The organism is Bacteroides sp. MSB163, assembly GCF_036416795.1.
Lineage (GTDB): Bacteria > Bacteroidota > Bacteroidia > Bacteroidales > Bacteroidaceae > Bacteroides > Bacteroides maternus.
Genome location: NZ_CP143867.1, coordinates 3192705 through 3218021 on the forward strand (window position 1 = coordinate 3192705; position 25317 = coordinate 3218021).

Consider the following 25317-nt stretch of genomic DNA (forward strand, 5'->3'; position numbering starts at 1 on the left):
AAAAGGAGGGACGCATGTTTGCAGCATTCAATTTACAACAAATGATCAGTGCTTTTATTGTACTGTTCGCAGTTATCGATATCATTGGTTCTATTCCTATCATTATCAATTTGAAGGAAAAAGGCAAAGAAGTGAACGCATTGAAGGCTACGTTAATATCTTTTGCATTGTTGATTGGCTTTTTCTACGCAGGAGACATGATGTTAAAGTTATTTCATGTGGATATTGAATCGTTCGCGGTGGCCGGTGCATTTGTCATCTTTCTGATGTCATTGGAAATGATTCTGGATGTAGAGATATTTAAGAATCAGGGACCTATTAAGGAAGCGACTTTAGTGCCGCTGGTTTTCCCGTTGCTGGCGGGTGCCGGTGCATTTACCACTTTGCTTTCCCTCCGTGCGGAGTATGCCAGTGTTAATATTATCGTTGCTTTGGTGCTGAATATGATATGGGTGTATTTTGTTGTTAGTATGACCGGGCGTGTGGAACGCTTCCTGGGTAAGGGCGGTATTTATATTATCCGTAAGTTTTTCGGTATCATTCTGTTGGCCATTTCGGTAAGGCTGTTTATGGCGAACATTACGTTGCTGGTGGAGGCGTTACATAAAACATAAATATTCTCCAGTTTTAATCTTTTGTTGAAATGTGGCTTATACTGAGCCTTTTCTTTATTTTATTGAATATATATTTGGAAAATATGCAGCAAAGCTATACCTTTGCACCCCAAATTCAAGACAATGATGAAACATTTATGTACATATAATCCTCTGAAACGATTGCTGCAGAACGAACAAATCTGTTGCTGTAGTGTCGTGCATGTACATTGGTTTAGCGGTTTCATCTAAGTTATCCTACATTATTTTTCTTTTTTGCTGGATATAATAATATCGGTATTCTATTTTTCAGTTACTAATTATTTTGTAATTGCGGTTGTTGTTGCATACTTGCCAGTGGGAGCGAAGGAATAAACCCCTCTGTCCGGCAGGTTGTTGCTCCGCGTATGATCTAAACTAGAGTTGATATGTTTAAAATACTTGGCCTGATGATCTTAGGCATAATAATCGGTTATGGTTTGCGTCGTATATCGTTTTTGCGCAAAGTGGAGGTATCCATATCTTATACAGTATTTTTGTTACTGTTTGTTTTGGGCGTCACTATAGGGTCCAACAGACTGATTGTAGATAATCTGTTCTCTTTTGGATGGCAGGCAGCCTTATTGGCTTTATCTGCTACTGTAGGAAGCATTTTGGCTTCATGGCTTGTGTTAAAATTGTTTTTCACTTCTAAAAAGGAAAAGGTATGAAAGATAGTTTGATTGTATTGGGATTTTTTGTGGGCGGATGTCTTTTGGGAGCTTTGGGGTATCTCCCGGTGGATTTGAAGACAGGTAATATGTCTATCTATATATTGTATGCATTGATGTTCCAGATCGGTATCAGTATCGGTTCCAATAAAGAACTGAAGAGTATGATTTCTCAGCTCCGCCTGAAGTTCTTGCTGATTCCGTTGGCTACTATTGGTGGAACTCTGCTTTTCTCTGCATTGGCCAGTCTGCTGCTTAGCCGTTGGAGTATATTTGACTGTATGGCGGTGGGGAGTGGTTTTGCTTATTATTCTCTTTCTTCTGTGCTGATAACGCAGTTCAAGGAAGCTTCAATCGGACTTCAACTGGCTACGGAGTTGGGGACAATTGCTCTGCTGGCCAATATATTCAGGGAAATGATGGCTCTGCTGGGTGCACCGCTATTGGTGCGATACTTCGGCAGATTGGCACCTATATCAGCGGCCGGTGTCAATTCAATGGATGTGATATTGCCGGTAATTACCCGCTATTCCGGGAAAGAGATGGTGCCTATAGCTATTTTTCATGGCTTGCTCATTGATATGAGTGTACCATTCTTTGTTTCTATGTTTTGCAAACTATGATGCCGGATCTTCTTCCAGTTTATTGCAGTCTGCTTTTACTTTTGTATTTTCTTCTTCCTCATATTCCTTCTCCTCTTCACCGGACTCTTCATCGGGTGTTTCTTCCTCATCTGCAAACGGGTCCGGTCGTTGAGGTCCGTATTCCATGAATGCTATGGCACAGATGGTGCCGGCAATCGCTCCGCTGAGGTGCCCTTCCCATGAGGTGGTTTCTTTGGCAAAGAATGGGAACATATTCCAGATAAGCCCGCCATAAAGAAAGGTAACTAATAAGGAGATGGCAATCAATGGTACATGCTTTCGCAGGATACCGCTGAAAAAAAGGAAGAAGGCCAGGCCGTAGATGATGCCGCTGGCTCCGATGTGCCATCCCGGTTTACCTATAAGAAAGGTGAGTGCGCCGCAGCCTATCCAGATGGCAAAGAATATATAGGAAGCAATGTGCCGGTAAAAGTAGAACAAACACCACGATAGAAAGAATAACGGCAAAGTGTTTGCCAACAGGTGCTTGAAACTGCCGTGTACTAACGGGTGCGCAAAGATGCCGAATACCCCTCTTTGTTCCATAGGATACACACTTAACCTCCTGAAATCCCAGTCCATACCGACTTCAAGGAACTTTAGCAAGTAAAGAATAAAAATAAGGAATAACGGTATAACCGCTGCCAGGGCTATCCGGCGTACATCTTGCTTCATGTTTAGTACTGGTTTCTGTTATTTTGGTACAATGCTACGAATATTTAAGTAAAAAACGAAAATAAATGAACTTTTTATTTTGCGTATTGTCTTTAATTTGTATTTTTGGCATCAGTACCATACCCGTAGGCATAGCATGCGAGGTATGGAACATGATACCTGAACAATTAACCTTTAAATAATGCACAACTATGAGTTATTTACGATTTGACAAGACTCTGATGATCAATCTGGAAGAATCTTTACCAAGGGAGATACTTCGGACAAATAAGTCAGGAGCCTATCATTGTACAACGATTGTAGATTGTAACACACGCAAATATCACGGACTGTTGGTGATTCCCGTCCCCAATCTCGACGATGAAAATCATGTGCTGCTATCTTCTTTAGATGAAACGGTAATTCAGCACGGTGCGGAGTTTAATCTGGGGTTGCATAAATATCAGGGAGACCACTTTAGTCCTAACGGGCATAAGTATATCCGTGAATTCGATTGCGAACATATCCCGGCAACGACTTACCGTGTAGGAGGCGTAATTCTTCGTAAAGAAAAGATTTTTGTACATCATGAGAACAGGATTTTGATTCGCTATACCTTGGTAGATGCCCATTCGGCAACCACACTTCGTTTCCGCCCCTTTTTGGCCTTTCGCAGTGTACGCGAATATACGCACGAAAATCCGCAGGCGAACCGTGACTACCAATTGGTGGAAAATGGTGTGAAAACCTGTATGTATCCCGGCTATCCCGAACTCTTCATGCAACTGAACAAGAAGAATGAATTCCATTATCAGCCGGATTGGTATCGTGGCATCGAGTATCCTAAAGAACAGGAGCGAGGATATGACTTCAATGAAGACCTGTATGTTCCCGGTTATTTCGAGGTAGATATAAAGAAAGGGGAGAGTATTGTTTTCTCTGCCGGTATCTCCGAAATTTCTCCGCGTAAACTGAAGCAGACTTTTGAGGCGGAAGTTGCTGACCGCACGCCGCGCGACAGTTTTTATCACTGTCTGCAAAACTCGGCACACCAGTTTCACAACAAGCAGGGGGAGAACCACTATGTATTAGCGGGATATCCCTGGTTTAAGTGTCGTGCCCGTGACTTGTTTGTTTCTTTGCCCGGCTTGACGTTGGCAGTGGATGAACAAGATGAGTTTGAAGATGTTATGGTGACTGCCGAAAAAGCTATCCGGGAGTTTATCAGTGGAGAACCATCGAGTTATAAAATATATGAGATGGAAGATCCGGATGTATTGTTGTGGGCTGTATGGGCTTTACAGCAGTATGCTAAGGATACCTCGCGTGAACAGTGCCGCCAGAAATATGGTCGTTTGCTGGAAGATATCATGGACTATATCCGTAGCCGTAAGCATGATAATCTTTTCCTGCACGAAAATGGCTTACTGTATGCCAACGGGACGGAGAAGGCTATCACCTGGATGAATTCTACGGTGAATGGTCGTCCTGTAACCCCGCGTACGGGATACATTGTGGAAGTGAACTCTTTGTGGTATAACGCACTTCGTTTCATAGCCGATCTGGTTCGTGAGGGCGGCAATGTGCATCTGGCGGACGAACTGGATGCGCAGGCGGAAGTGACCGGAAAGTCTTTTGTAGAGGTATTCCGTAATGAGTGTGGTTATCTGTTCGATTATGTGGATGGATTTATGATGGACTGGAGCGTCCGTCCCAATATGATATTTACCGTTGCCTTCGATTATTCCCCGCTGGATAGGGCGCAGAAAAAGCAGGTGCTTGATATCGTGACGAAAGAGTTGCTTACTCCGAAAGGGTTGCGTACTCTCAGTCCGAAGAGTGGAGGATATAATCCGAACTATGTCGGTCCTCAGATTCAGAGAGATTATGCTTATCACCAGGGTACAGCTTGGCCGTGGCTTATGGGCTTCTATATGGAGGCGTACCTGCGTATTTACAAGATGAGCGGTGTATCATTCGTGGAGCGTTATCTGATTGGTTTTGAAGATGAGATGACGAGTCATTGTATCGGTTCGCTCCCCGAACTCTTCGATGGTAATCCACCGTTCAGAGGTCGCGGTGCAGTGTCTTTTGCCATGAATGTGGCCGAAATACTGCGCATCCTGAAATTGTTGTCTAAGTATAATTTATAAGAGGAGGAACGAAAATGAAAGTTTTAATGTTTGGATGGGAGTTCCCCCCGCATATCTTAGGTGGCTTGGGAACTGCCAGCTACGGTCTGACGAAGGGGATGTCCCAGCAGGAAGATATGGAAATTACTTTCTGTATTCCAAGGCCATGGGGCGATGAAGATCAGAGCTTCTTACGCATCATTGGCATGAATAGCACTCCGGTAGTGTGGCGTGATGTAAACTGGGATTATGTTCAGGGACGTGTAGGTTCTTACATGAACCCCCAACTCTATTATGATTTGCGTGATCATATTTATGCCGATTTCAATTATTTGCATACCAATGATCTCGGTTGTATCGAGTTTTCCGGCCGCTATCCGGCCAACTTGCACGAAGAGATCAATAACTATTCCATTGTGGCCGGTGTGGTGGCACGCCAGCAGGAGTTCGAGATCATCCACTCACACGACTGGCTGACCTATCCGGCAGGTATTCATGCCAAACAGGTATCCGGTAAACCGCTGGTAATCCATGTGCATGCCACTGACTTCGACCGTAGTCGTGGAAATGTGAATCCTACTGTGTATGCCATAGAAAAGAATGGCATGGATCATGCCGATCATATCATGTGTGTGAGTGAACTGACTCGTCAGACGGTGATTAATAAATATTTTCAGGATCCCCGCAAGGTATCTACCGTGCACAATGCCGTTTCTCCGCTTCCGCAAGAGATACAGGATATTGTACCGCAGAAGAAGCCGAATGAAAAAGTTGTGACTTTCTTAGGGCGTATTACCATGCAGAAAGGTCCGGAATATTTTGTTGAGGCTGCCGCTATGGTGCTGCACCGTACACGTAATATCCGTTTTGTAATGGCTGGTAATGGTGATATGATGAATCAGATGATCCGTTTGGTGGCCGAACGAGGTATTGCCGACCGTTTCCATTTTCCAGGTTTCATGAAAGGAAGTCAGGTGTACGAAATGTTGAAGGCAAGTGATGTGTACATTATGCCGTCTGTTTCCGAACCCTTTGGTATTTCTCCTTTGGAAGCTATGCAATGTAGTGTACCGACTATTATTTCTAAGCAATCCGGCTGTGCCGAGATATTAGATAAGTGTATCAAGACTGACTACTGGGATATTCACGCTATGGCAGATGCAATTTATGCTATTTGCACTTATCCTGCCCTTTACGAGTATTTGCGTGATGAAGGTAAGAAAGAAGTGGATGCTATTAAGTGGGAAGATGTGGGACTGAAAGTGCGCCGCATCTACGAAGAGGTTATTAAACAATATAATAGATAACAATAAAACAATATAGATATGAGAACGATCTGTCTTTATTTTGAGATCCATCAAATCATTCACCTGAAACGCTATCGTTTCTTTGATATAGGTACGAATCATTATTATTATGATGATTATGCCAACGAATACAGTATCAACGAAGTTGCCGAACGTTCCTATATTCCGGCATTGAGCGCCCTCATTGAGATGGCGAAAAATTCCGGCGGTGCATTCAAGGTGGCTTTGTCTATTTCCGGTGTTGCTTTGGAACAATTGGAAATCCACGCGCCGGCTGTGATTGACCTGCTACACCAGTTGAATGATACAGGTTGTTGCGAGTTCTTGGCCGAACCTTATTCTCACGGCCTTTCTTCTTTGGCAAATGAAGATTGTTTCAAGGAAGAAGTGAAGCGCCAGAGTGCTAAGATGAAACAAATGTTCGGTAAAGCACCGAAAGTATTCCGTAACTCCAGCCTGATTTACTCTGATGAAATAGGAGGATTGGTGGCAAGTATGGGCTTTAAGGGTATGCTGACTGAAGGTGCAAAACATATTTTAGGATGGAAGAGTCCGCACTATGTGTATCATTGCAGTTATAACCAGAACCTGAAACTGTTGTTGCGTGATTTCAAGCTTTCAGATGATATCAGTTTGCGCTTCTCTAATTCCGAATGGAATGAATATCCACTGTTTGCCGATAAGTATATTGGTTGGATTGATGCTCTGCCACAAGAAGAACAGGTTATCAACATCTTTATGGAACTTAGTGCATTGGGAATGTCACAGCCGCTTTCTTCCAACATACTGGAATTCCTGAAGGCATTGCCTGCTTGTGCAAAGGATAAAGGTATTACTTTCTCTACACCGACGGAGGTTATCACTAAATTAAAATCTGTATCTCAACTGGATGTTCCGTATCCAATGTCCTGGGTAGATGAGGAAAGAGATACCAGTTGCTGGTTGGGCAACAGTATGCAGCGTGAAGCTTTCAATAAATTGTATAGTATTGCCGAACGCATTCATCTATCCGATGATCGTCGCATCAAGCAGGATTGGGATTATTTGCAAGCAAGTAATAACTTCCGATTCATGACAACGAAGAATAGTGGTATTAGATTGAACAGGGGAATCTATGAGTCTCCTTATGATGCTTTTACTAATTATATGAATGTTTTAGGTGATTTCATCAAGCGGGTAGAATCTCTTTATCCGATGGATATAGATAATGAGGAACTGAATGCCTTGCTGACGACTATCAAGAATCAGGGTGACGAGATAGATGAATTACACAAAGAGGTGGAAAAGTTGCAGGCTAAACTGGAAAAAGAAAAGACTGCTGAGGCAAAGGCTAAGGTTACTACTACTGCCAAGACTAAAACTCCTGCTGCAAAGAAAGCAGCTGAGAAGAAACCTGTTGTGAAGAAAGCAACAACCAAGAAAGAGACTGCCAAGTAAGTTTTCCTTCTTAGGAAAATACATTAATAAAAAAGCCTTCCGTTCTATTTGAGCGGAAGGCTTTTTTGTACCTTTACTTATTTTGGGGGAGAAGTTATTTATTGAATCTAGTATAAGTTACTTCCAATTTCAGAGCTTCACCTTGTGGACCGCCTTTCAATTTAGCATATCCGGGTTGGAGATCGTTTTGGATACCTGTCATTGTACTGGAAGTACTGGAACTTGTAGTGTCGTAGGTGACTGAAACAGGTATCAGATATACCGTTCTCCAGTCTTTTTCCCATTCTTCCTGATTCCATTTATCGCCTGCTTCTTCTTTGGCTTTTTTCATTGCGGCATCTTTTCCTTGAATGCAAGTAGTAACTAAACGGGCAATATTATTAAATGTGTACTGATTGGTTGCCACATTATTATGCTTTACGGTGTAAGACGTGATGTTGTCCGGCAATTTGTTTTCTTCGAAGAAACTCTTGAAGTCTACTTTGCGTAATAGCAAAACATTACTTGGAGCACTCATGCTGAACTCATATGGGCTGTCTTGCTTATTGTAATTGGTGAATGTCAGTTTCACCGCATTCAGTGTGTCATTGGATAATTCCTGGTAGATTTTATCATAAGGTAATTCAGCCTCTGTGAAGATTCCGGCAGGAGATTTAATATAAGTATGTTCGCCTTCTGCAGCAAGTTTTTTGATTTTATCCGAATTAAGGAACTGATTGGCCTGGATTACTTCTTTAGTAGAAGCAAACTCAGTCCGCCAAGTGTAAGCGGTAGAGTCCTGACCCTCAAAACCTGATTGCTTCCGTTTGTAAGGAACGTTAGTAGCAGTGTCTATTACAAAGAAGTGATATCTCATTTGTAAGTCTACGCGGTCTACGTAAAGAACTGTTCCGTCCCCATAGTCACTTTTGATATACACACCTTTGAATACATTTTTAATAAACTCTTTAGAGTTCTTGAAGTATTCAGAATGTTCTTTACTAAGATTAAACCAGTTGTTTCCATAAGTGTCCTTGTCCAGCGTAAAAACCACACTTGGATAGTAGGTCTTGTTGCCATATTCATCCGTTGCGTTTCTTTCTTCGTCAGTTACGCTTGTATCGTAGGCTGTATAGGCTCTGCGACCTAATAATATGGGTAGCGCACCCTTCGGTCTGTAATATTCTGCCGGTTCGATATTGGTATAGCGGTTACGGTCCAGTTCGGCTTGTAATTCGTATGCACTCATACGGCAGGCATTCAGCGAATCTCCGAACCAGCTGGAATAGAAAACAACTAAACGTGCACCTGATATTGAATCGCCTGTCAGAATCCCTGTTTTTTTATCAAAATCATATTTTTCAGGGAATTTAAAGCCATCTATACAGTTCAACTCAGTCAAGAAACTCGCTTCGTAGTATCCGAAAAGAGGATCTGTAAAACGCCCTACATAACCTGTACTGGTTTTGGCAAATACAGAGTCAGCGACAACGGAACGTGTAGTGACGGGAAATTCTGTGGTCAGTGCGGTAATACCGTCAGAGCCGGGTAACATTCCTATTCCTAATGTACCGGTATTATCGTCGCAACCAAAGAAAGTAAGGGTTGCTGTCAATAGCAGAGCGCCTAAAAACTTCACTTTCATAGTTTTCTTTGTTATCTTGTTTATTTTTGTTCTGTTTCCCATACTTTGTCGTAGAACTCATTGCAAGCATCGGCAAATGTTTCGGGAGTCTGATATTCTAAAATGGGTTTTCCAGATTGTCGAGCATATTCCATCACTTCTTCGTTGACTTTTTCGCTTTGCTGGATAATACCGTCTGCATAATCAATGGCCAGTTTGCACAACGTAGCGTAGTCTACAGGAGCCTTCAGGTGAGCTACATCCTTCTTTGTAACACCTTTCAATACCAATCTGTTTACAAAATCAGCATTAAACGATTCTTTGAAGTCATCTTCGAAAACGGAGAATACTACTTTAGCGTCACGGAATGAGGGCTCGTCCTTATATGCTTTCTTTATATACAAAGGAGCTAAGGCAGTCATCCAGCCATGGCAGTGAATGATATCCGGGCACCAGCGTAACTTCTTAACTGTTTCCAATACACCGCGTGCATAAAAAATGGCACGACTGTCATTATCTTCATATTCCACACCATTCTCATCCGCTGTTTCCAGGCGGTTCTGGAAATAATCATCGTTGTCGATGAAATAAACCTGCATGCGGGCAGACTGAATGGAAGCAACTTTAATAATAAGGGGGTGGTCGGTATCGTCAATAATCAGATTCATACCGGAGAGACGTATCACTTCATGCAATTGGTTTCTGCGCTCGTTGATATTCCCCCATTTAGGCATGAATGTTCTAATTTCTCTGCCTTTTTCCTGGATTGCTTGAGGTAGGTTTCTGCCTACAAGGGACATTTCGGATTCTGGTACGTAAGGAGTAATCTCTTGGGTAATAAATAAAACCTTGTTCGCCTTTGTCATAATAACAATGTTCTCAATTATTCTGCAAAGATATAAAAAAAATCGGGCACTTGAGCAAATAAGGCGACTCTATAATTCCTTATGAATTGTTAACTGCTTGTTTTTCAGTGCTACATTGCTTTAAAGCAGGTTGTTGTCCAAGTAGAACTTTTGCATTAATTTGCGATATTTCTTCTTTATATGCTAAATAATAGTTTATTTTGCACCGTTTTTGCGAACAACTAAGTTATTATATAACCTATAAAAATGGAAATAGTACATACTATCAAGGACTTGCAGGCCGGACTCTCGGCTTTACGGGCCCAAGGTAAAAAGGTAGGATTGGTACCTACAATGGGTGCCTTACATGCTGGTCATGCGTCATTGGTGAAATGTTGTGTTGCAGAGAATGATGCTGCGGTAGTGAGTGTTTTTGTAAACCCGACACAGTTTAACGACAAGAATGATTTAGAGAAATATCCCCGTACGCTGGATGCCGATTGTGCTTTGTTGGAAGCTTGTGGCGCTGCGTTTGTGTTCGCCCCTTCGGTTGCGGAGATGTATCCTGAACCTGATACGCGCCAATTCAGCTATGCGCCGTTGGACACAGTGATGGAAGGCGCGTTTCGTCCGGGACACTTCAATGGTGTTTGCCAGATTGTGAGTAAACTGTTTGATGCAGTGAAGCCGGATCGCGCTTATTTCGGAGAGAAAGATTTTCAACAGTTGGCTATCATTCGCGAGATGGTGCGTCAGATGAATTATTCGTTGGAAATAGTGGGATGCCCTATTATACGTGAAGAGGATGGCTTGGCTCTGAGTAGCCGCAACGCACGTTTATCTGTCGAAGAACGCAAAAATGCTTTAAAAATATCGCAAACATTATTTGAAAGTCGTACCTTTGCGGCTTCTCATACAGTTGCTGAGACTCAGAAGTTTGTAGAAGATGCCATAGCGGCCGCTCCCGGTTTGCGTCTGGAATACTTTGAACTGGTGGATGGCAACACGTTGCAGAAAATTGCCAATTGGGAAGATACGGCGTATGCTGTAGGTTGCATTACAGTGTTCTGTGGTGAGGTCCGCCTGATTGACAACATTAAGTATAAAGAGTAATAAAACTAAAAAGAGAGATCAGACCTTATGATGATTGAAGTGCTGAAGTCGAAAATCCATTGCGCTCGCGTCACGGAAGCTAACCTCAATTATATGGGAAGCATTACGATTGACGAGGACTTACTGGATGCGGCCAATATGATTGCCGGTGAAAAAGTGTATATAGCCGACAACAATAATGGCGAACGTTTTGAAACCTATATTATTAAAGGTGAACGTGGTTCGGGCAAAATATGCCTGAATGGTGCGGCAGCCCGCAAAGTGCAGCCGGATGATATCATCATTATTATGTCGTATGCCTTGATGGACTTTGAAGAAGCCAAGTCGTTTAAGCCGTCGGTGATTTTCCCTGATCCGGCAACGAACAAAGTGGTGAAATAAGCGGGAACGAAGATAGTAAGAGGGGTGATGCAAGTTGCCCCTCTTTTTTGTGCCTGTATGTAGGGTTTATCGGAAGATACTATGTTTTTGGTCCATAACATACCCATACTATGTAATCGCTCGAAACATACCATCTGTTTAGGACGAATGAATGGTGTAATCGGAGTAAACAGATCATCTGTTCCTGAAAAAGAAAAGCGGAAAGACCGAAATCTTTCCGCTTTGTTAATGTTATGTAAACTTGCTCTTGACAAGCAATGGCTTTTCTACTTATTTGCTCAACTGCTCGTGCATTGAGGCAGCAGCCTTGCGCCCATCACCCATAGCAAGAATAACGGTAGCGCCACCACGAACAATATCACCTCCGGCATAAATGGTCGGAATAGATGACTGCATGTTCTCGTTTACGGCAATCGTGCCTTTACGTCCCATTTCCAGTCCCGGAATAGAAGAAGGCACAATCGGATTGGGAGAAACCCCTACGCTGACGATAGCCAGATCTATATCAATGGTTTCCGTTGCACCCGGGATAGCTACAGGACTGCGGCGACCGGATGCATCCGGTTCGCCAAGCTCCATCTTCTGTAAGATGACTTGTTTTACCTTTCCTTGCTCGTCGGCGATGTATTCGATAGGATTATGCAGTGTGAGGAACTCAACACCTTCTTCTTTCGCATGTTTTACCTCTTCGATACGTGCAGGCATTTCTTCTTCGGAACGACGATAGATAATCATGGCACGTTCAGCACCCAAGCGGCGTGCAGTGCGCACTGAGTCCATAGCTGTGTTTCCACCACCGATAACGGCTACATTTTTACCGAAAGGCACCGGAGTATCAGAGTCTTCGCTTGCTGCATCCATCAGGTTGACGCGTGTCAGGTATTCATTGGATGACAGGATATTGATGGAGTTCTCTCCCGGAATGTTCATGAAGTTAGGCAATCCGGCACCGGATGCTACGAATACACCTTTGAAACCTTCTTCTTCCAACTGTTCCACACTGATAGTCTTACCTATGATGCAGTCCTTAATGAAGTTAACTCCCATCTTGGCAAGATTGTCAATCTCTACATCCACCACTTTGTTCGGCAGACGGAATTCGGGGATACCATACTTCAATACACCGCCTATCTCGTGAAGGGCTTCGAAGACAGTAACGTCGTAACCATATTTAGCCATATCTCCGGCAAAAGAAAGTCCGGCAGGTCCGGAACCGATAACGGCAATCTTGATACCATTCTTTTCCTTGATTTCCGGTACTGAAATTTGTCCGCTTTCACGTTCATAGTCAGCGGCAAAGCGTTCCAGATAGCCGATAGCTACCGGCTTCTCTTTCATTTTCAGGTGTATACATTTAGCTTCGCACTGTTTTTCCTGTGGGCAAACACGACCGCAAACAGCAGGCAGAGCGCTGGTTTCTTTCAGTGTCTTGGCAGCTTCGAGTATTTCTCCACGTTCAATGTTTTTGATGAAACGAGGAATATCAATACCTACGGGACAGCCTTCCATACAGCCTGGATTTGCACAATCGAGGCAACGCTTAGCTTCCGTCAGAGCTTGTTCCTCTGTAAGTCCCTGGTTTACTTCTTCTTTGCGACTGTGCGAACGGTATTCCGGATCGAGTTCGTTCATTTCAACACGTGGAATTGCGGTACGTTCTTTCGGCTTCATTGCTTTGCGAAGTTCCAGACGCCAGGCAGCATTACGACTTTTCTCGTCTGCTTCTTGTGTCGGTTCCGGTACAGCTTTGCAGGATTCGTCTTCTTCAAGCTTGTGCATCTCCTCGCGTTCGATGCTCTTGAAAGCACCCATACGCTTCAACATCTCGTCGAAGTCTACCTGATGGCCATCAAATTCCGGTCCGTCCACACAAACGAATTTGGTTTTTCCACCGATGGTAATACGACAAGCACCGCACATACCTGTACCATCCACCATGATCGTATTCAGCGAAACATCAGTCGGTATTTCATATTTCTTAGTCAGCAAACAAACAAATTTCATCATGATAGCGGGGCCGATAGCAAAACATTTGTTCACTTTCTCCCGTTTAATGACTTCTTCCACGCCTTCGGTTACCAATCCTTTGCGTCCGTAAGAACCGTCATCGGTCATAATGATGACCTCGTCTGCGCTTTCGCGCATTTCTTTTTCAAGGATAATCAGCTCTTTGCTACGTCCGGCAAGTACGGCAATAACGCGATTACCGGCAGCTTTCAAAGCCTGTACGATAGGGAGCATGGGAGCCACGCCTACACCACCACCTGCACAAACCACTGTTCCGAAGTTTTCAATATGAGTAGCTTGTCCCAGCGGACCTACCACATCGGTGATGTAATCGCCCTCATTCAGTTCGCAAAGGCGGGTAGAGGAGAGACCTACTTCCTGTACTACCAAAGTGATAGTACCGCGTACGGTGTCAGCCGCCGCAATAGTCAATGGCATACGTTCGCCTTTTTCGCCTACACGTACAATGACGAAGTGTCCTGCCTTACGTGAGCGGGCAATTAAAGGTGCCTCGATCTCTAATTTAAAAACCTTTTCAGAAAAATGTTCTTTGCTAATGATTTTGTTCATTATCTATAAATTTTGTTGGTATAATTACGTAATCACTTTCAGATTGTTACGGTTTGCAAAGATACGGGTTATTTGGTAAAAACAAAGAAAGTTTCTTCTAAAAAGCTGTATAACTGATGTGGGCAAACGATAATTCGCCCCTACCAGGTTGTATAGACGTAATCATATAAATGTCTGTGGTTACCTATGTAGGAGCGAATTATTATTCACCCGCTCGTATAGCGCAGCTATTTTTAGTCAATCATCTCAAATCCCGTATACGGCACCAATGCCTTCGGGATGCGAATACCTTCCGGTGTCTGATTGTTTTCCAGCAAAGCGGCAACAATGCGTGGTAATGCCAATGCAGATCCGTTTAATGTGTGGCAAAGTTCTGTCTTCTTTTCTCCACTGCGGTAACGGCATTTCAGGCGGTTGGCCTGATAAGTATCGAAGTTAGAAACCGAACTTACTTCCAGCCAACGCTTCTGTGCTTCGGAGTAAACTTCAAAGTCGAAGCAAAGGGCGGCTGTAAAGCTCATATCTCCACCGCATAGGCGAAGGATACGATATGGTAATTCCAGTTTTTGCAATAATCCTTCCACATGATCCAACATCTCTTTATGAGATTGTCTGGAATGTTCCGGTTTGTCAATGCGTACCAATTCTACTTTAGAGAATTCGTGCAAGCGGTTCAAGCCGCGTACATCTTTACCGTAAGAACCTGCTTCGCGACGGAAACACTGCGTGTAAGCACAGTTCTTGATAGGAAGTTGCTTCTCTTCCAGAATCATGTCACGATAGATGTTTGTTACAGGAACTTCAGCTGTCGGAATAAGATATAAATCGTCTACTTCGCAATGGTACATCTGACCTTCCTTGTCGGGCAACTGGCCTGTTCCGTAACCGGAAGCGGCATTAACCACTGTCGGAGGCATGATTTCCAGATAACCGGCTTTGCGGGCTTCGTCCAGGAAGAAGTTGATCAACGCGCGTTGCAACTGCGCGCCTTTTCCTTTATAAACCGGGAAACCGGCTCCTGTTATCTTCACGCCCAAATCGAAATCTATCAAATCATATTTCTTTGTCAGTTCCCAGTGAGGCAGTGCGTCTTTGGGAAGTTCGGTTTCCATACCGCCCATTTTCTCTACTACATTATCTTCAGCACCTACACCTTCGGGTACTTCATCATAAGGTACATTAGGAATGGTATAGAGTAGATTCTGCATATCTTCGGCAGCCTGATCCATTTCCGCCTGCAAAGTCTTGTTGGCTTCTTTAAGTTCGGCTACACGGCTTTTGGCAGTTTCTGCTTCCTCTTTCTTTCCTTCTTTCATCAATTGTCCGATGGATTTGGAAATCGAGTTTACTTCAGAGAGGTTATTATCTAATACAGACTGTGTGCTACGTCTTTTGTCGTTAAAGGCAATTACCTGGTTTATTGTTTCTTTCGCATTTTTGAAATGCTTCTTTTCCAGTCCGCGGATCACCGCGTCGGTGTTTTCTGTAATTTGTTTGATGGTAAGCATATCTTGATACTTTGTTTTGATTAAAATCTTGATTTGAGAGCACAAAGATAGTGTAAATCAGAAGTAATACAAAAAAGAAACTATAAAAAGAAAGGGATGCAATCCATCAGATTGCATCCCTCATCTTTATTTTTTATTCTGAAACTTACGCTTCTGTGCTTTCGGCAGGGATTACAGATACATAACGTCTGTCTTCCTTGGTTACTTTGAACTGTACAGTTCCGTCTACTAAAGCGAAAAGAGTGTGGTCTTTACCCATACCGATGTTATTACCCGGGTGGAATTCAGTACCTCTTTGACGAATGATGATGTTGCCTGCTTTGCAAGCTTCGCCACCAAATATCTTAACGCCTAATCTCTTGCTCTGTGATTCGCGGCCGTTCTTAGAACTACCGACACCTTTTTTATGTGCCATTTCTTCTTACTGTTTTAAATTGATTAAGCTACTACTTCTGTAATTGTTAACTCTGTGAATTGTTGACGGTGACCGTTCAACTTGCGATGACCTTTTCTTCTTTTCTTGTGGAAAATGAGAACTTTGTCACCTTTTACCAGGCTGGATACAATCTGACAAACAACTTTTGCACCTTCTACAGTAGGAGCGCCTACAGTGATTGCACCGTCTTTGTCTACCAAAAGAACCTTGTCAAATTCTACTGTCGTACCGTTTTCTGCATTCTGGATGTGGTGTACAAACAGCTTTTTGCCAGCTTCTGCTTTAAATTGCTGACCGTTGATTTCTACAATTGCGTACATTTCTTATGTATGATCTATAAGTTAGCTCCGTCGGGTGGTCTCTAATCACTTAGAAAGCACTTTGTCGAACCCGGTGCGGAATAATCGGGCGCAAAAATACTTCTTTTCTTCGGAACAGGCAAGTGTTTTATCTTCTTTTTGCGGAAAAAATGGTTTACCTCCATTCTATGTAAGGAAAGCGGAACGGGAGTAGTTTCCCGCTTACAAGAAGTTAAGAGTTTGCTTGTAACCTTTTGGTAATCAGTGGTAAAATATTCTCTTGTATAAATCGGAATGTATATAAAACGTACTTGAGATCTGTTTGCTACGGAGCAGGTATGGTTCGGATCCTGTTTTGATGCGAACCATACCTGAAAAATTACAAAAGCGGCTTTAGTATATAGACCGCCGCAACTATCAGTGCCACTACAATAATGGCAAAGATAATAAGCAGTATCAAACTATAGAAGAACATCAGTATTGTAGTCCAGAAACTTCTCCACCAAGTATATCCATACAGTTGCTTATAATCCAGGCAGAAAAGGGCAAAGATGAATAATATGGGTAATTCGTATAAATCGTCTACCTGTGCACTGCCGTTGAAAGGAAGCACTATGATACTGAGCAAGAGTATCTGACAAGCAATGTAAGCCTGTATAAATACATGCTCTGTCAGATTATAGCGCAGTTTGTTCTTTTTACGACGGAAAGCCATAAGCGTTGCCAGAGCAAAGAGGGGTAATGTGGCGATAATACGGAATGCCTTGTTACCATGTCCCCAACTTTTTAGTAAATTCCATACTTTTTCCAGAAAAGGTGTATTGTGAATGGCTTTTTCAAGCTTATTAAATATTGATGACCCACCTTCCAGAAGTTCATCTATGAGTTCGTCATCTTCATCACCATTTATTTGGAGGGTGATGTTATCCTTTTTAAAGGTATTTGGGGTTTTCAGTTTTTCCAGATCCTGATTCAGTTCTTTTATTGTTTGGGCCAAAACCTCCTTTTGGTCTGGTTTCTTGGTCTCTTTCATCTGTTTCTGCAATAGCTCACGTGCAGCTATCAGATTCTTCTTCCGGATGTCCGTAGAATCTTCTGTTTCCAGATTTTCCAGTTTTTTATCCAGACCTTCTATCGTTTTATTCAGGATATTTTGGGTAGTCGGGTCTGTTGCTGTTTCTATACGTTTTTGCAATTGTTCACGTGCAGCGACTATTTCTTGCCTTTGAACTTCCGGAGTCTTTCCCTTTTTCTCTTTCAAGGCTTCAGGATCTACTAGTTGCACGGCCATGATGTAAAGGGCGGCAAGTACAAATAGTGTCTGGAAGGGGCGGAAGTATAAGATTCGTTTGCCGGCAATGAAGTCTCTGATCATGTATCCCGGGCGGTAGAGTAAATCCAGAAGTGTTCGACCAAAGCCATTGTCAATATTGGTGAATCCTCCCAATATATTTCTGAATGCATTACTGAAGCGGTAGCGGGGAGTGTTCCGGCTTTGACCGCAACGGTTGCAATAACTGCCCATATAGACAGTATCACAATTCAGGCAGATATTATCTTCTTCGCTGATGGGAGGGATTTCCTTTCCACGCACCATCTTGATGTGGAGAGCGCGAAGTCGTGCTTTGCAAGGAGACCACCAAGGTGAGATAAATTCCAAAACCCGGTTGGGGAGCACCCTGCGTTTGCTGAGAATGTACCAGAGCACCAGTATGAAACAATACATGAAAACATTGCTATCTTCCCCTTCTTCAAAAGACAGCCATAGCAATATTGTCAAAATCAGTATTTGCCAAATGTTGATCATCTTTCTTCTGCGGGGAGCGGGAGAAATGGGAGAAGCGGAAACAGCCGGAACCGCAGGCGTACTGACAACCGGATGTTGAGGTATCACTTTATTGGCAGTCGAGTCTTCGTTGTCAGCAGATTGTTTATCATGGGTCGGTTGCTCGTCATTTTCCAGTAGTTCTTCCAGTGAACTCATAATCTTCCAGTGTGGGTATTTGGCTAATTCTTCGGTGGTAGTTACTCCATGGGTTACACCTGCAAAGTCTACACCTGCAGCTTTGGCTGTGGCAGCATCTACTGTACTGTCACCAATATAGAGGGTTTCGGCTTTGGTGACGTGTAATTGTTTTATGGCAAGTAGCAAACCTTCGGGCGAAGGTTTGGCCGTTTGTACATCTTCTCCGCCGACAATGATATTGAAGAAGCTGCCGGGGAAATGTTGGTCGAGCATTTCCTTAATTCGGTAACGGTATTTGGTGGAGATGATACCTATGAATGCACCCGCATCTTTCAGGGCCAGCAGTACAGACTTGGTTTCCAGAAAAAGCACGGTGTTTATTGTCATGTGGGTGTCCGCTTCTTTCCTGTATTCACTTTTAAAACCGGCCAGCTGCTCTTCATCCGTCACTCCCGTCAGGATAGAAAAAGATTCTTCCAATGTTTTCCCGATGGTGCGTTTAATGTCTTCATCGGTCACATTTGTATAGCCATGTTTATTGAGCACATTGCGAAAGCAAGTAACAATGCCGCGAGAAGAGTCTGCGAGCGTGTAATCAAAGTCAAAGAGATAAGTCGTATAGCCCATGTCGCTTTTTGCGGCAAAGTTATAAATTAATTGGAATTTTCTGACTATATTTGTTCGCACTATGAATTTATTTTAAAAACTGCTAAGTGTTTCTTTGCGCTGAGTTGTTCCATACATACGTTAACTATGTAATATTATGAAACTATCAGAATTATCTTTTTGGATTTTGCTTCTTTTCTCTTTTTCAGCGTGTGTATCCCAACAACCGGATGCGGAAACTGAGTGTTATGCAACAAAGTACGTCAATCCTTTTATTGGTACCGATTTTACAGGAAATACTTATCCTGGAGCGCAGGCACCGTTCGGTATGGTGCAGTTAAGCCCCGATAATGGTCTTCCTGGCTGGGATCGCATCTCCGGTTATTTCTATCCGGACAGCACGATTGCAGGTTTCAGCCACACTCATCTTTCGGGTACGGGAGCCGGTGATTTATATGATATATCTTTTATGCCCGTGACTCTGCCTTATAAAGAAGCAGATGCGCCGTTGGGCATTCACTCTTTATTTTCCCATGATGAAGAAACAGCCAGTGCCGGATATTATCAGGTGCGGCTGAAAGATTATGATATCAACGTGGAACTGACAGCAACCGAGCGTTGTGGCATTCAGTGTTATACTTTTCCTGAAGCGGACGCAGCTATATTCCTCAATCTGCGGAAAGCTATGAACTGGGACTTTACGAATGATACCCGCATTGAAGTACTCGATTCGGTAACCATTCAAGGATACCGTTTTTCTGACGGTTGGGCACGCGACCAGCACATTTATTTCCGTACCCGTTTTTCTAAACCGTTTGCATCCGTACAGTTAGATACTGCTGCTGTCATCAAAGACGGTAAGCGTATAGGTAGCTCTGCTATTGCCCGTTTTGATTTCCACACAAGTGCAGGGGAACAGATTCTTGTCACCACAGCTATTTCGGGGGTAAGTATGGAAGGCGCAGCACGCAATCTTGCTGCTGAAGCTCCGGCGGACGATTTTGACAAGTATCTGGCTGCAACCCGTAAGAACTGGAACGAGCAACTTTCCAAAGTAGAAATCAAGAGCAATGACATTGACGAGAAAGTTAAGTTCTATACAGCCCTTTATCATTCCATGCTGGCCCCTACTATCTATAGCGATGTGGATGGTGCCTATTATGGCCCTGATAAGCAAGTGCATCAGGCAGACGGATGGACCAACTACAGTACTTTCTCATTATGGGATACCTACCGTGCCGCTCATCCCCTTTATACCTATATCGAACCACAGCGTGTAAATGATATGGTAAAATCCTTTCTAGCCTTTTCTGAACAGAACGGACGTCTCCCGGTATGGAATTTCTATGGAAGTGAAACGGATATGATGATAGGTTATCATGCAGTTCCCGTCATAGTGGATGCTTACTTGAAAGGGATTGGGGATTTTGATCCGAAGAAAGCTTTAGCCGCATGTGTAGCTACAGCCAATATTGATGAATATCGTGGAATAGGATTATATAAAAAATATGGTTATGTGCCTTATGATGTAACGGATCACTATAATTCAGAGAACTGGTCACTTTCTAAAACCCTGGAATACGCTTACGATGATTATTGCATTGCCCGTATGGCGGAGAAACTGGGCGAAAAGCAAATAGCAGATGAATTTTATAAGCGTTCTCTGAATTATAAGAATGTGTATAATTCTCATACAACCTTCATGCAACCGCGGAATAACAAAGGAACCTTCATTGAGAACTTCAGTCCGGATGATTATACTCCGCATATTTGCGAAAGTAACGGCTGGCAATATTTCTGGTCTGTACAACAAGACGTTGATGGGCTGATCAGTCTGGTTGGAGGCAAGGAACGTTTTACCCAGAAACTGGATAGTATGTTCACTTACAATCCTTCTGCGGATGAAGATCTGCCTATTTTCAGTACTGGAATGATCGGGCAGTATGCACATGGTAATGAACCGAGTCACCATGTCATTTATTTGTTTAATGCCATAGGGCAACCTTGGAAGACTCAGAAGTATGCAGCTGAGGTGATGCATGAATTATATAGGAATACACCTGTCGGTTTGTGCGGGAATGAAGACTGTGGTCAGATGTCTGCCTGGTATGTGTTCAGTGCAATGGGCTTCTATCCGGTAGACCCGATTAGCGGCAAATATGAGATAGGTACTCCCATGTATCCTGAGATGAAGATGCATCTGGCTAACGGTAAAACATTTACGATATTGGCACCGGCTGTCAGCAAAGAGAATATTTATATCCAGTCGGTAAAACTCGACGGAAAGCCTTATGATAAAAGTTATATCACGCATGAGCAAATAATGAATGGTTCTATCTTTGAATTTGAGATGGGGAATAAACCAGATAAAGTGTGGTATGAGATAGAGTGATAGAGTGATGGATGGTGCCAGATAATATAATTGTGGGATTATGAGTGATAACTTTGACCTGACTTATAAACTCCTTTTCCGTAAGTACTACGCCAATCTGCTTTTCTATGCCACGCGCATCGTGGGTGATGAAGAAGCGGAGGACGTAGTACAAGATGTATTTGTAGAATTGTGGCGGCGGAAAGATACGATAACGGTAGGAGAGCAGATACAGGCATTTCTGTATCGGGCGGTGTATACCCGTGCTTTGAATGTACTGAAGCACCGGGATATCAAGAATACTTATGAAGCTGTAGTGACGGAGATCAACCAGAAAAGAATAGAGTTTTATCAGCCGGACAGTAATGATGTCGTGAAGAGGATAGAAGACCGTGAACTCAGAAAGGAACTCTCCGAGGCTATAAATGAATTGCCGGATAAGTGTAAGACGGTCTTTAGACTCAGCTATCTGCATGATATGAAGAATAAGGAAATAGCAGATACTATGGGGATATCATTGCGGACCGTGGAGGCTCATATGTATAAAGCCTTGAAGTTTCTGCGTGAGAGGTTGGGTTACCTGAACTTTATGTTAGTCCTGTTTTTATTAGGTAAGGTATAAGTGTTTTTAGCGAAACGGTTGTTTTAATAGTATGATGAAGGAAGGAATGAATAAGTTGGATGAAGAATTGATGGCCAAATTCCTTATGGGGGAATGCTCTGAAGAAGAGCTCTGTAAGGTAAATGCATGGCTGGACGAATCGGACGGTAACGCTCGTGAATTGTTCAGGATAGAGCAGATATATCATCTGGGAAAGAGTGAAGAATTTGTGGATGAAAAGAAGATAGAAAAAGCTGAAAAGCAGCTGTTCAAACGGCTGGCACAAGAAGAAGCTAAACGAAATAAGGTGAGAAGATTGAATACCTGGATGCGGTATGCCGCTATGTTCATAGGTATCTTTTTTATATCCGGTTTGAGTTATCATATTTATCAGTCACAAAGTGAAGAGAGCAAATTGGTTGCCGTCACTGCCCGTGATGAAGTGAAAGAATTAATGTTGCCTGATGGCACTAAGGTTTGGCTGAACAAACATACTACTTTAAAGTATCCACGTGAATTCTCAGAAAAGGGAAGGAATGTATATATAGAAGGGGAAGCCTATTTTGAAGTAAAGAGAAATACGGCGAAACCTTTTATAGTGCGCAGTGAAGCCATGCAGGTAAGAGTTTTGGGAACAGTCTTCAACTTAAAGAGTGACAAGACTAACCGTTCTGCGGTAGCTACACTGATAAAGGGAGAGATTGAAGTGAAAGGTAATCACGAAGAAGGCATGATCGTATTGGCTCCGGGACAAAAAGCGGAATTGAATGCTGTAACTCGCCGTCTGGTAGTGAAACAGGTGGATACAGGCATTGAAAACTGGCATAATAATCAGTTTGTCTTTGAAAAGGCTGACATATTTACGATTGCCCGTACTTTGGAGAATTCTTATGGGGTGAAGATTATTCTGGCGCCTGATATGGATGCTACAAAGACATATTCCGGTACATTAAAGAAGAAAGATAGTGTAGAGGAGACTCTGAATCTGATTAAGAGTACGAATGCGCTTCCCATTGAATATAAAATTGTGGGAAATAGTGTATTTCTGTCTTCAAAGAAATAGGTAAAAATCGGAAGTATATAATCTTAAAACATAATAATATGAGGAAACTGCTTTTATCGATTTGCTGTTTAGGCTGTGCTCTCTGGGCTCAAGCCAAAGATTTTACGCAATACGTCAACCCGCTGATGGGGACATTGTCTTCTTTTGAACTTTCTACGGGAAATACATATCCGGCTATCGCACGCCCTTGGGGTATGAATTTCTGGACTCCGCAGACCGGAAAGATGGGAGATGGCTGGCAATATGTATATACTGCTAATAAGATTCGTGGTTTCAAGCAGACCCACCAGCCCAGTCCGTGGATTAATGATTACGGTCAGTTCTCCATCATGCCTGTAACAGGCAAACCAGAGTTTGATGAAGACAAACGTGCCAGTTGGTTCTCACACAAAGGAGAGGTCGCATTACCTTATTATTATAAGGTGTATCTTGCCGAACATGATGTTGTGACAGAGTTTACCCCCACTGAACGTGCCGTTTTGTTCCGTTTTACTTTCCCTGAGAACGAGAATTCATATGTTGTAGTAGATGCTTTTGATAAAGGCTCTTATATTAAGATCATTCCTGAGCAGAATAAGATAATCGGATACACCACCCGTAACAGCGGTGGAGTTCCTGATAACTTCAAGAACTATTTCGTTGTAGAATTTGATAAGCCTTTCAGTTATCAGGCTTCTGTTGCTGACGGTGCTTTGGTTGAAAACCAGAGTGAACAAACAGCAGGACATGCGGGAGCCATCATCGGTTTCAAAACCCGTAAGGGAGAAATTGTACATGCCCGTGTGGCTTCTTCCTTTATCAGTTTTGAGCAAGCAGACAGAAATCTGAAAGAGCTGGGGAGTGACAGTTTTGAAACTTTGGTTCAGAAAGGACAAGATGCCTGGAATCAGGTATTGGGAAAAATAGAAGTGGATGGAGGTAACCTTGATCAGTATCGCACTTTCTATTCCTGCTTGTACCGTTCAGTACTCTTCCCGCGTGCTTTCTTTGAGTTTGACGAGGCTGGAAATCCAGTTCACTACAGTCCTTATAATGGAGAAGTTTTGCCCGGATATATGTATACTGATACAGGCTTTTGGGATACTTTCCGTTGTCTGTTCCCTTTCCTCAACCTGATGTACCCTTCAGTAAACAAACAGATACAGGAAGGTCTTATCAATACGTATAAGGAAAGTGGCTTCTTCCCCGAATGGGCAAGTCCGGGACATCGCGGTTGTATGATCGGTAATAACTCCGCTTCTGTACTTGCCGACGCTTATCTGAAAGGTGTTAAAGTGGATGATGTAACTACCTTGTACGAAGGTCTTATCCACGGAACAAAGAATGTGCATCCGGAAGTTTCTTCTACCGGTCGCCTCGGTTATGAATACTATAATGAATTGGGATATGTTCCTTACGATGTGAAAATCAATGAGAACACTGCCCGCACTTTGGAATATGCCTATGACGACTGGTGCATCTACCGGATGGCAAAAGCCCTGAACCGTCCGAAGAAGGAACTGAAGCTTTTTGCTGACCGTGCTATGAATTATAAAAATGTGTTCGATAAGGAAAGCCTGTTGATGCGTGGACGCAATAAGGATGGACAGTTCCAGGCTCCTTTCTCACCCTTGAAGTGGGGAGATGCCTTTACGGAAGGAAACAGCTGGCATTATTCCTGGTCTGTATTCCACGATCCTCAAGGTTTGATTGATCTGATGGGTGGTGAAAAAGTCTTTGTTGAAATGTTGGACTCGGTATTTATCGTTCCTCCTTTATTCGATGACAGCTACTATGGCCAGGTAATCCATGAAATACGTGAGATGACGGTGATGAATATGGGTAATTATGCTCATGGCAACCAACCGATACAGCACATGATTTACATGTATAATTATGCCGGTCAGCCCTGGAAAGCTCAGTATTGGTTGCGTCAGGTGATGAATCGCATGTACACGCCCGGTCCTGACGGCTATTGTGGAGATGAAGATAACGGGCAGACTTCTGCCTGGTATGTATTCTCGGCATTAGGTTTCTATCCCGTTTGTCCGGGAACCGATGAGTATGTCTTGGGTGCTCCCTTGTTTAAAAAAGCAACGCTTCATTTTGAAAATGGTAATTCATTGGTGATCGATGCTGCTAATAATAGTTCTGAAAATATGTACATCGAATCGCTTCGCTTGGATGGAAACACGTATACGAAGAATTATCTGAAGCATGGAGATCTGCTAAAGGGCGGTGTCTTGAAATTTGATATGGGTAGCAAACCTAATTTACAACGAGGAACACAGGCGGAAGATTACCCGTATTCTTTCTCCAATGAAATAAAAAAGAAATAAAAAACTGAAGTTAATAATGTAAAGAAGAAGGGAATAGGAAATAAAACTATTCCCTTTTTCATTTAATGAAAAAAAATATCATTTTGTAGTAAGTGTATTTTTTATAGTCGTTGTTTTATATATGACGACCAGGAAATAGAATCTCCCGGCCGA

The 25317-nt window shown here is 42.9% G+C and carries 20 protein-coding genes; 12 read left to right on the forward strand and 8 right to left on the reverse strand.

Annotated features, from left to right (window positions below; genetic code table 11):
* Positions 1-14 precede the first annotated feature (14 nt).
* The 3 genes from VYM24_RS11730 (at position 15) to VYM24_RS11740 (ending at position 1926) form a co-directional block, all read left to right on the forward strand.
* Positions 15-614 carry a MarC family protein gene (locus VYM24_RS11730; RefSeq protein WP_291551641.1) on the forward strand — a complete coding sequence of 200 codons (600 nt, stop codon included), beginning with the start codon at positions 15-17 and terminating at the stop codon, positions 612-614.
* A gap of 407 nt (positions 615-1021) precedes the next feature.
* The gene (locus tag VYM24_RS11735) at positions 1022-1303 is read left to right on the forward strand and encodes a LysO family transporter (RefSeq protein WP_291551638.1); all 282 of its coding nucleotides are present in this window, start codon (positions 1022-1024) and stop codon (positions 1301-1303) included.
* The gene (locus VYM24_RS11740; RefSeq protein WP_007212700.1) at positions 1300-1926 is read left to right on the forward strand and encodes a LysO family transporter; all 627 of its coding nucleotides are present in this window, start codon (positions 1300-1302) and stop codon (positions 1924-1926) included. The genes VYM24_RS11735 and VYM24_RS11740 overlap by 4 nt, the downstream gene beginning before the upstream one ends.
* On the opposite strand, the gene VYM24_RS11745 is transcribed toward VYM24_RS11740, so the two are convergent.
* The gene (locus VYM24_RS11745) at positions 1921-2622 is read right to left on the reverse strand and encodes a rhomboid family intramembrane serine protease (protein WP_330942195.1); all 702 of its coding nucleotides are present in this window, start codon (positions 2620-2622) and stop codon (positions 1921-1923) included. The genes VYM24_RS11740 and VYM24_RS11745 overlap by 6 nt on opposite strands.
* 191 nt (positions 2623-2813) lie before the next feature.
* Here VYM24_RS11745 and VYM24_RS11750 point away from each other — a divergent pair, with 191 nt between their 5' ends.
* Genes VYM24_RS11750 through VYM24_RS11760 form a run of 3 tightly spaced genes read left to right on the forward strand, consistent with a single transcriptional unit; the run spans position 2814 to position 7477 of the window.
* A complete protein-coding gene (locus tag VYM24_RS11750; protein ID WP_291551632.1) occupies positions 2814-4754 on the forward strand; it encodes a glycogen debranching enzyme N-terminal domain-containing protein in 1941 nt (646 codons plus the stop codon).
* Positions 4755-4768: 14 nt separating this feature from the next.
* Positions 4769-6040 (forward strand): glycosyltransferase family 4 protein, encoded by a 1272-nt coding sequence (locus tag VYM24_RS11755; RefSeq protein ID WP_291551629.1) that lies wholly within the window; start codon positions 4769-4771, stop codon positions 6038-6040.
* An 18-nt stretch (positions 6041-6058) separates the two neighbouring features.
* Positions 6059-7477, forward strand: a complete 1419-nt coding sequence (locus VYM24_RS11760) for a glycoside hydrolase family 57 protein (protein ID WP_291551625.1) — start codon at positions 6059-6061, stop codon at positions 7475-7477.
* 94 nt (positions 7478-7571) lie between these two features.
* Here the strand turns inward: VYM24_RS11760 and bamH are convergent, their stop codons facing one another.
* Together bamH and VYM24_RS11770 are read right to left on the reverse strand one after the other, a co-directional pair.
* Positions 7572-9101 (reverse strand): BamH family beta-barrel-assembly machinery protein, encoded by a 1530-nt coding sequence (gene bamH / locus VYM24_RS11765; protein ID WP_330942196.1) that lies wholly within the window; start codon positions 9099-9101, stop codon positions 7572-7574.
* A gap of 20 nt (positions 9102-9121) precedes the next feature.
* Positions 9122-9946, reverse strand: coding sequence for a glycogen/starch synthase (locus VYM24_RS11770; RefSeq protein ID WP_007212707.1), 825 nt, complete (start codon positions 9944-9946; stop codon positions 9122-9124).
* 246 nt (positions 9947-10192) lie between these two features.
* On the opposite strand from VYM24_RS11770, the gene panC reads away from it, so the two are divergent.
* Both panC and panD read left to right on the forward strand, forming a co-directional pair.
* Positions 10193-11038 carry a pantoate--beta-alanine ligase gene (panC, locus tag VYM24_RS11775; protein WP_291551618.1) on the forward strand — a complete coding sequence of 282 codons (846 nt, stop codon included), beginning with the start codon at positions 10193-10195 and terminating at the stop codon, positions 11036-11038.
* A 27-nt stretch (positions 11039-11065) separates the two neighbouring features.
* Positions 11066-11419, forward strand: a complete 354-nt coding sequence (gene panD, locus VYM24_RS11780) for an aspartate 1-decarboxylase (RefSeq protein ID WP_007212709.1) — start codon at positions 11066-11068, stop codon at positions 11417-11419.
* A gap of 270 nt (positions 11420-11689) precedes the next feature.
* Here the strand turns inward: panD and VYM24_RS11785 are convergent, their stop codons facing one another.
* The 5 genes from VYM24_RS11785 to VYM24_RS11805 all read right to left on the reverse strand — a co-directional run bounded on the left by VYM24_RS11785 (position 11690) and on the right by VYM24_RS11805 (position 18832).
* A complete protein-coding gene (locus tag VYM24_RS11785) occupies positions 11690-13996 on the reverse strand; it encodes a bifunctional dihydroorotate dehydrogenase B NAD binding subunit/NADPH-dependent glutamate synthase (protein WP_291553292.1) in 2307 nt (768 codons plus the stop codon).
* A gap of 233 nt (positions 13997-14229) precedes the next feature.
* The gene (gene serS / locus VYM24_RS11790) at positions 14230-15504 is read right to left on the reverse strand and encodes a serine--tRNA ligase (RefSeq protein ID WP_291553290.1); all 1275 of its coding nucleotides are present in this window, start codon (positions 15502-15504) and stop codon (positions 14230-14232) included.
* 145 nt (positions 15505-15649) lie between these two features.
* Complete coding sequence (gene rpmA, locus VYM24_RS11795) at positions 15650-15919, reverse strand: 50S ribosomal protein L27 (protein WP_007212715.1); 270 nt, start codon at positions 15917-15919, stop codon at positions 15650-15652.
* A gap of 23 nt (positions 15920-15942) precedes the next feature.
* Positions 15943-16260 (reverse strand): 50S ribosomal protein L21, encoded by a 318-nt coding sequence (gene rplU, locus VYM24_RS11800; protein ID WP_007212716.1) that lies wholly within the window; start codon positions 16258-16260, stop codon positions 15943-15945.
* A 358-nt stretch (positions 16261-16618) separates the two neighbouring features.
* Positions 16619-18832 (reverse strand): HAD-IA family hydrolase, encoded by a 2214-nt coding sequence (locus tag VYM24_RS11805; protein WP_330942239.1) that lies wholly within the window; start codon positions 18830-18832, stop codon positions 16619-16621.
* Positions 18833-18968: 136 nt separating this feature from the next.
* Between VYM24_RS11805 and VYM24_RS11810 the strand changes: the two genes are divergently transcribed.
* From VYM24_RS11810 to VYM24_RS11825, 4 genes are read left to right on the forward strand one after another with little or no spacing between them, the layout of a single operon-like run.
* Positions 18969-21203 carry a GH92 family glycosyl hydrolase gene (locus VYM24_RS11810; RefSeq protein WP_330942197.1) on the forward strand — a complete coding sequence of 745 codons (2235 nt, stop codon included), beginning with the start codon at positions 18969-18971 and terminating at the stop codon, positions 21201-21203.
* Between the two features lie 40 nt (positions 21204-21243).
* Positions 21244-21804: an RNA polymerase sigma-70 factor gene (locus VYM24_RS11815; protein WP_007212720.1), complete on the forward strand. Its 561-nt coding sequence runs from the start codon at positions 21244-21246 to the stop codon at positions 21802-21804.
* A gap of 31 nt (positions 21805-21835) precedes the next feature.
* Entirely contained in the window at positions 21836-22846 is a 1011-nt protein-coding gene (locus VYM24_RS11820; RefSeq protein WP_330940111.1) for a FecR family protein, read from the forward strand.
* Between the two features lie 38 nt (positions 22847-22884).
* Complete coding sequence (locus VYM24_RS11825; RefSeq protein WP_224321937.1) at positions 22885-25164, forward strand: GH92 family glycosyl hydrolase; 2280 nt, start codon at positions 22885-22887, stop codon at positions 25162-25164.
* The last annotated feature ends 153 nt before the right edge of the window (positions 25165-25317 follow it).

Excerpts from the sequence above, each read along its gene's own strand:
- VYM24_RS11745 (WP_330942195.1), bottom strand. The coding sequence starts at position 2,622 with ATGAAGCAAGATGTACGCCGGATAGCCCTGGCAGCGGTTATACCGTTA.
- VYM24_RS11820 (WP_330940111.1), top strand. The coding sequence starts at position 21,836 with ATGATGAAGGAAGGAATGAATAAGTTGGATGAAGAATTGATGGCCAAA.
- VYM24_RS11750 (WP_291551632.1), top strand. The coding sequence starts at position 2,814 with ATGAGTTATTTACGATTTGACAAGACTCTGATGATCAATCTGGAAGAA.
- VYM24_RS11740 (WP_007212700.1), top strand. The coding sequence starts at position 1,300 with ATGAAAGATAGTTTGATTGTATTGGGATTTTTTGTGGGCGGATGTCTT.
- VYM24_RS11825 (WP_224321937.1), top strand. The coding sequence starts at position 22,885 with ATGAGGAAACTGCTTTTATCGATTTGCTGTTTAGGCTGTGCTCTCTGG.
- VYM24_RS11730 (WP_291551641.1), top strand. The coding sequence starts at position 15 with ATGTTTGCAGCATTCAATTTACAACAAATGATCAGTGCTTTTATTGTA.
- VYM24_RS11810 (WP_330942197.1), top strand. The coding sequence starts at position 18,969 with ATGAAACTATCAGAATTATCTTTTTGGATTTTGCTTCTTTTCTCTTTT.
- VYM24_RS11755 (WP_291551629.1), top strand. The coding sequence starts at position 4,769 with ATGAAAGTTTTAATGTTTGGATGGGAGTTCCCCCCGCATATCTTAGGT.
- rpmA (WP_007212715.1), bottom strand. The coding sequence starts at position 15,919 with ATGGCACATAAAAAAGGTGTCGGTAGTTCTAAGAACGGCCGCGAATCA.
- panD (WP_007212709.1), top strand. The coding sequence starts at position 11,066 with ATGATGATTGAAGTGCTGAAGTCGAAAATCCATTGCGCTCGCGTCACG.
- VYM24_RS11785 (WP_291553292.1), bottom strand. The coding sequence starts at position 13,996 with ATGAACAAAATCATTAGCAAAGAACATTTTTCTGAAAAGGTTTTTAAA.
- rplU (WP_007212716.1), bottom strand. The coding sequence starts at position 16,260 with ATGTACGCAATTGTAGAAATCAACGGTCAGCAATTTAAAGCAGAAGCT.
- panC (WP_291551618.1), top strand. The coding sequence starts at position 10,193 with ATGGAAATAGTACATACTATCAAGGACTTGCAGGCCGGACTCTCGGCT.
- serS (WP_291553290.1), bottom strand. The coding sequence starts at position 15,504 with ATGCTTACCATCAAACAAATTACAGAAAACACCGACGCGGTGATCCGC.
- VYM24_RS11805 (WP_330942239.1), bottom strand. The coding sequence starts at position 18,832 with ATGGGCTATACGACTTATCTCTTTGACTTTGATTACACGCTCGCAGAC.
- VYM24_RS11770 (WP_007212707.1), bottom strand. The coding sequence starts at position 9,946 with ATGACAAAGGCGAACAAGGTTTTATTTATTACCCAAGAGATTACTCCT.
- VYM24_RS11735 (WP_291551638.1), top strand. The coding sequence starts at position 1,022 with ATGTTTAAAATACTTGGCCTGATGATCTTAGGCATAATAATCGGTTAT.
- VYM24_RS11815 (WP_007212720.1), top strand. The coding sequence starts at position 21,244 with ATGAGTGATAACTTTGACCTGACTTATAAACTCCTTTTCCGTAAGTAC.
- bamH (WP_330942196.1), bottom strand. The coding sequence starts at position 9,101 with ATGAAAGTGAAGTTTTTAGGCGCTCTGCTATTGACAGCAACCCTTACT.
- VYM24_RS11760 (WP_291551625.1), top strand. The coding sequence starts at position 6,059 with ATGAGAACGATCTGTCTTTATTTTGAGATCCATCAAATCATTCACCTG.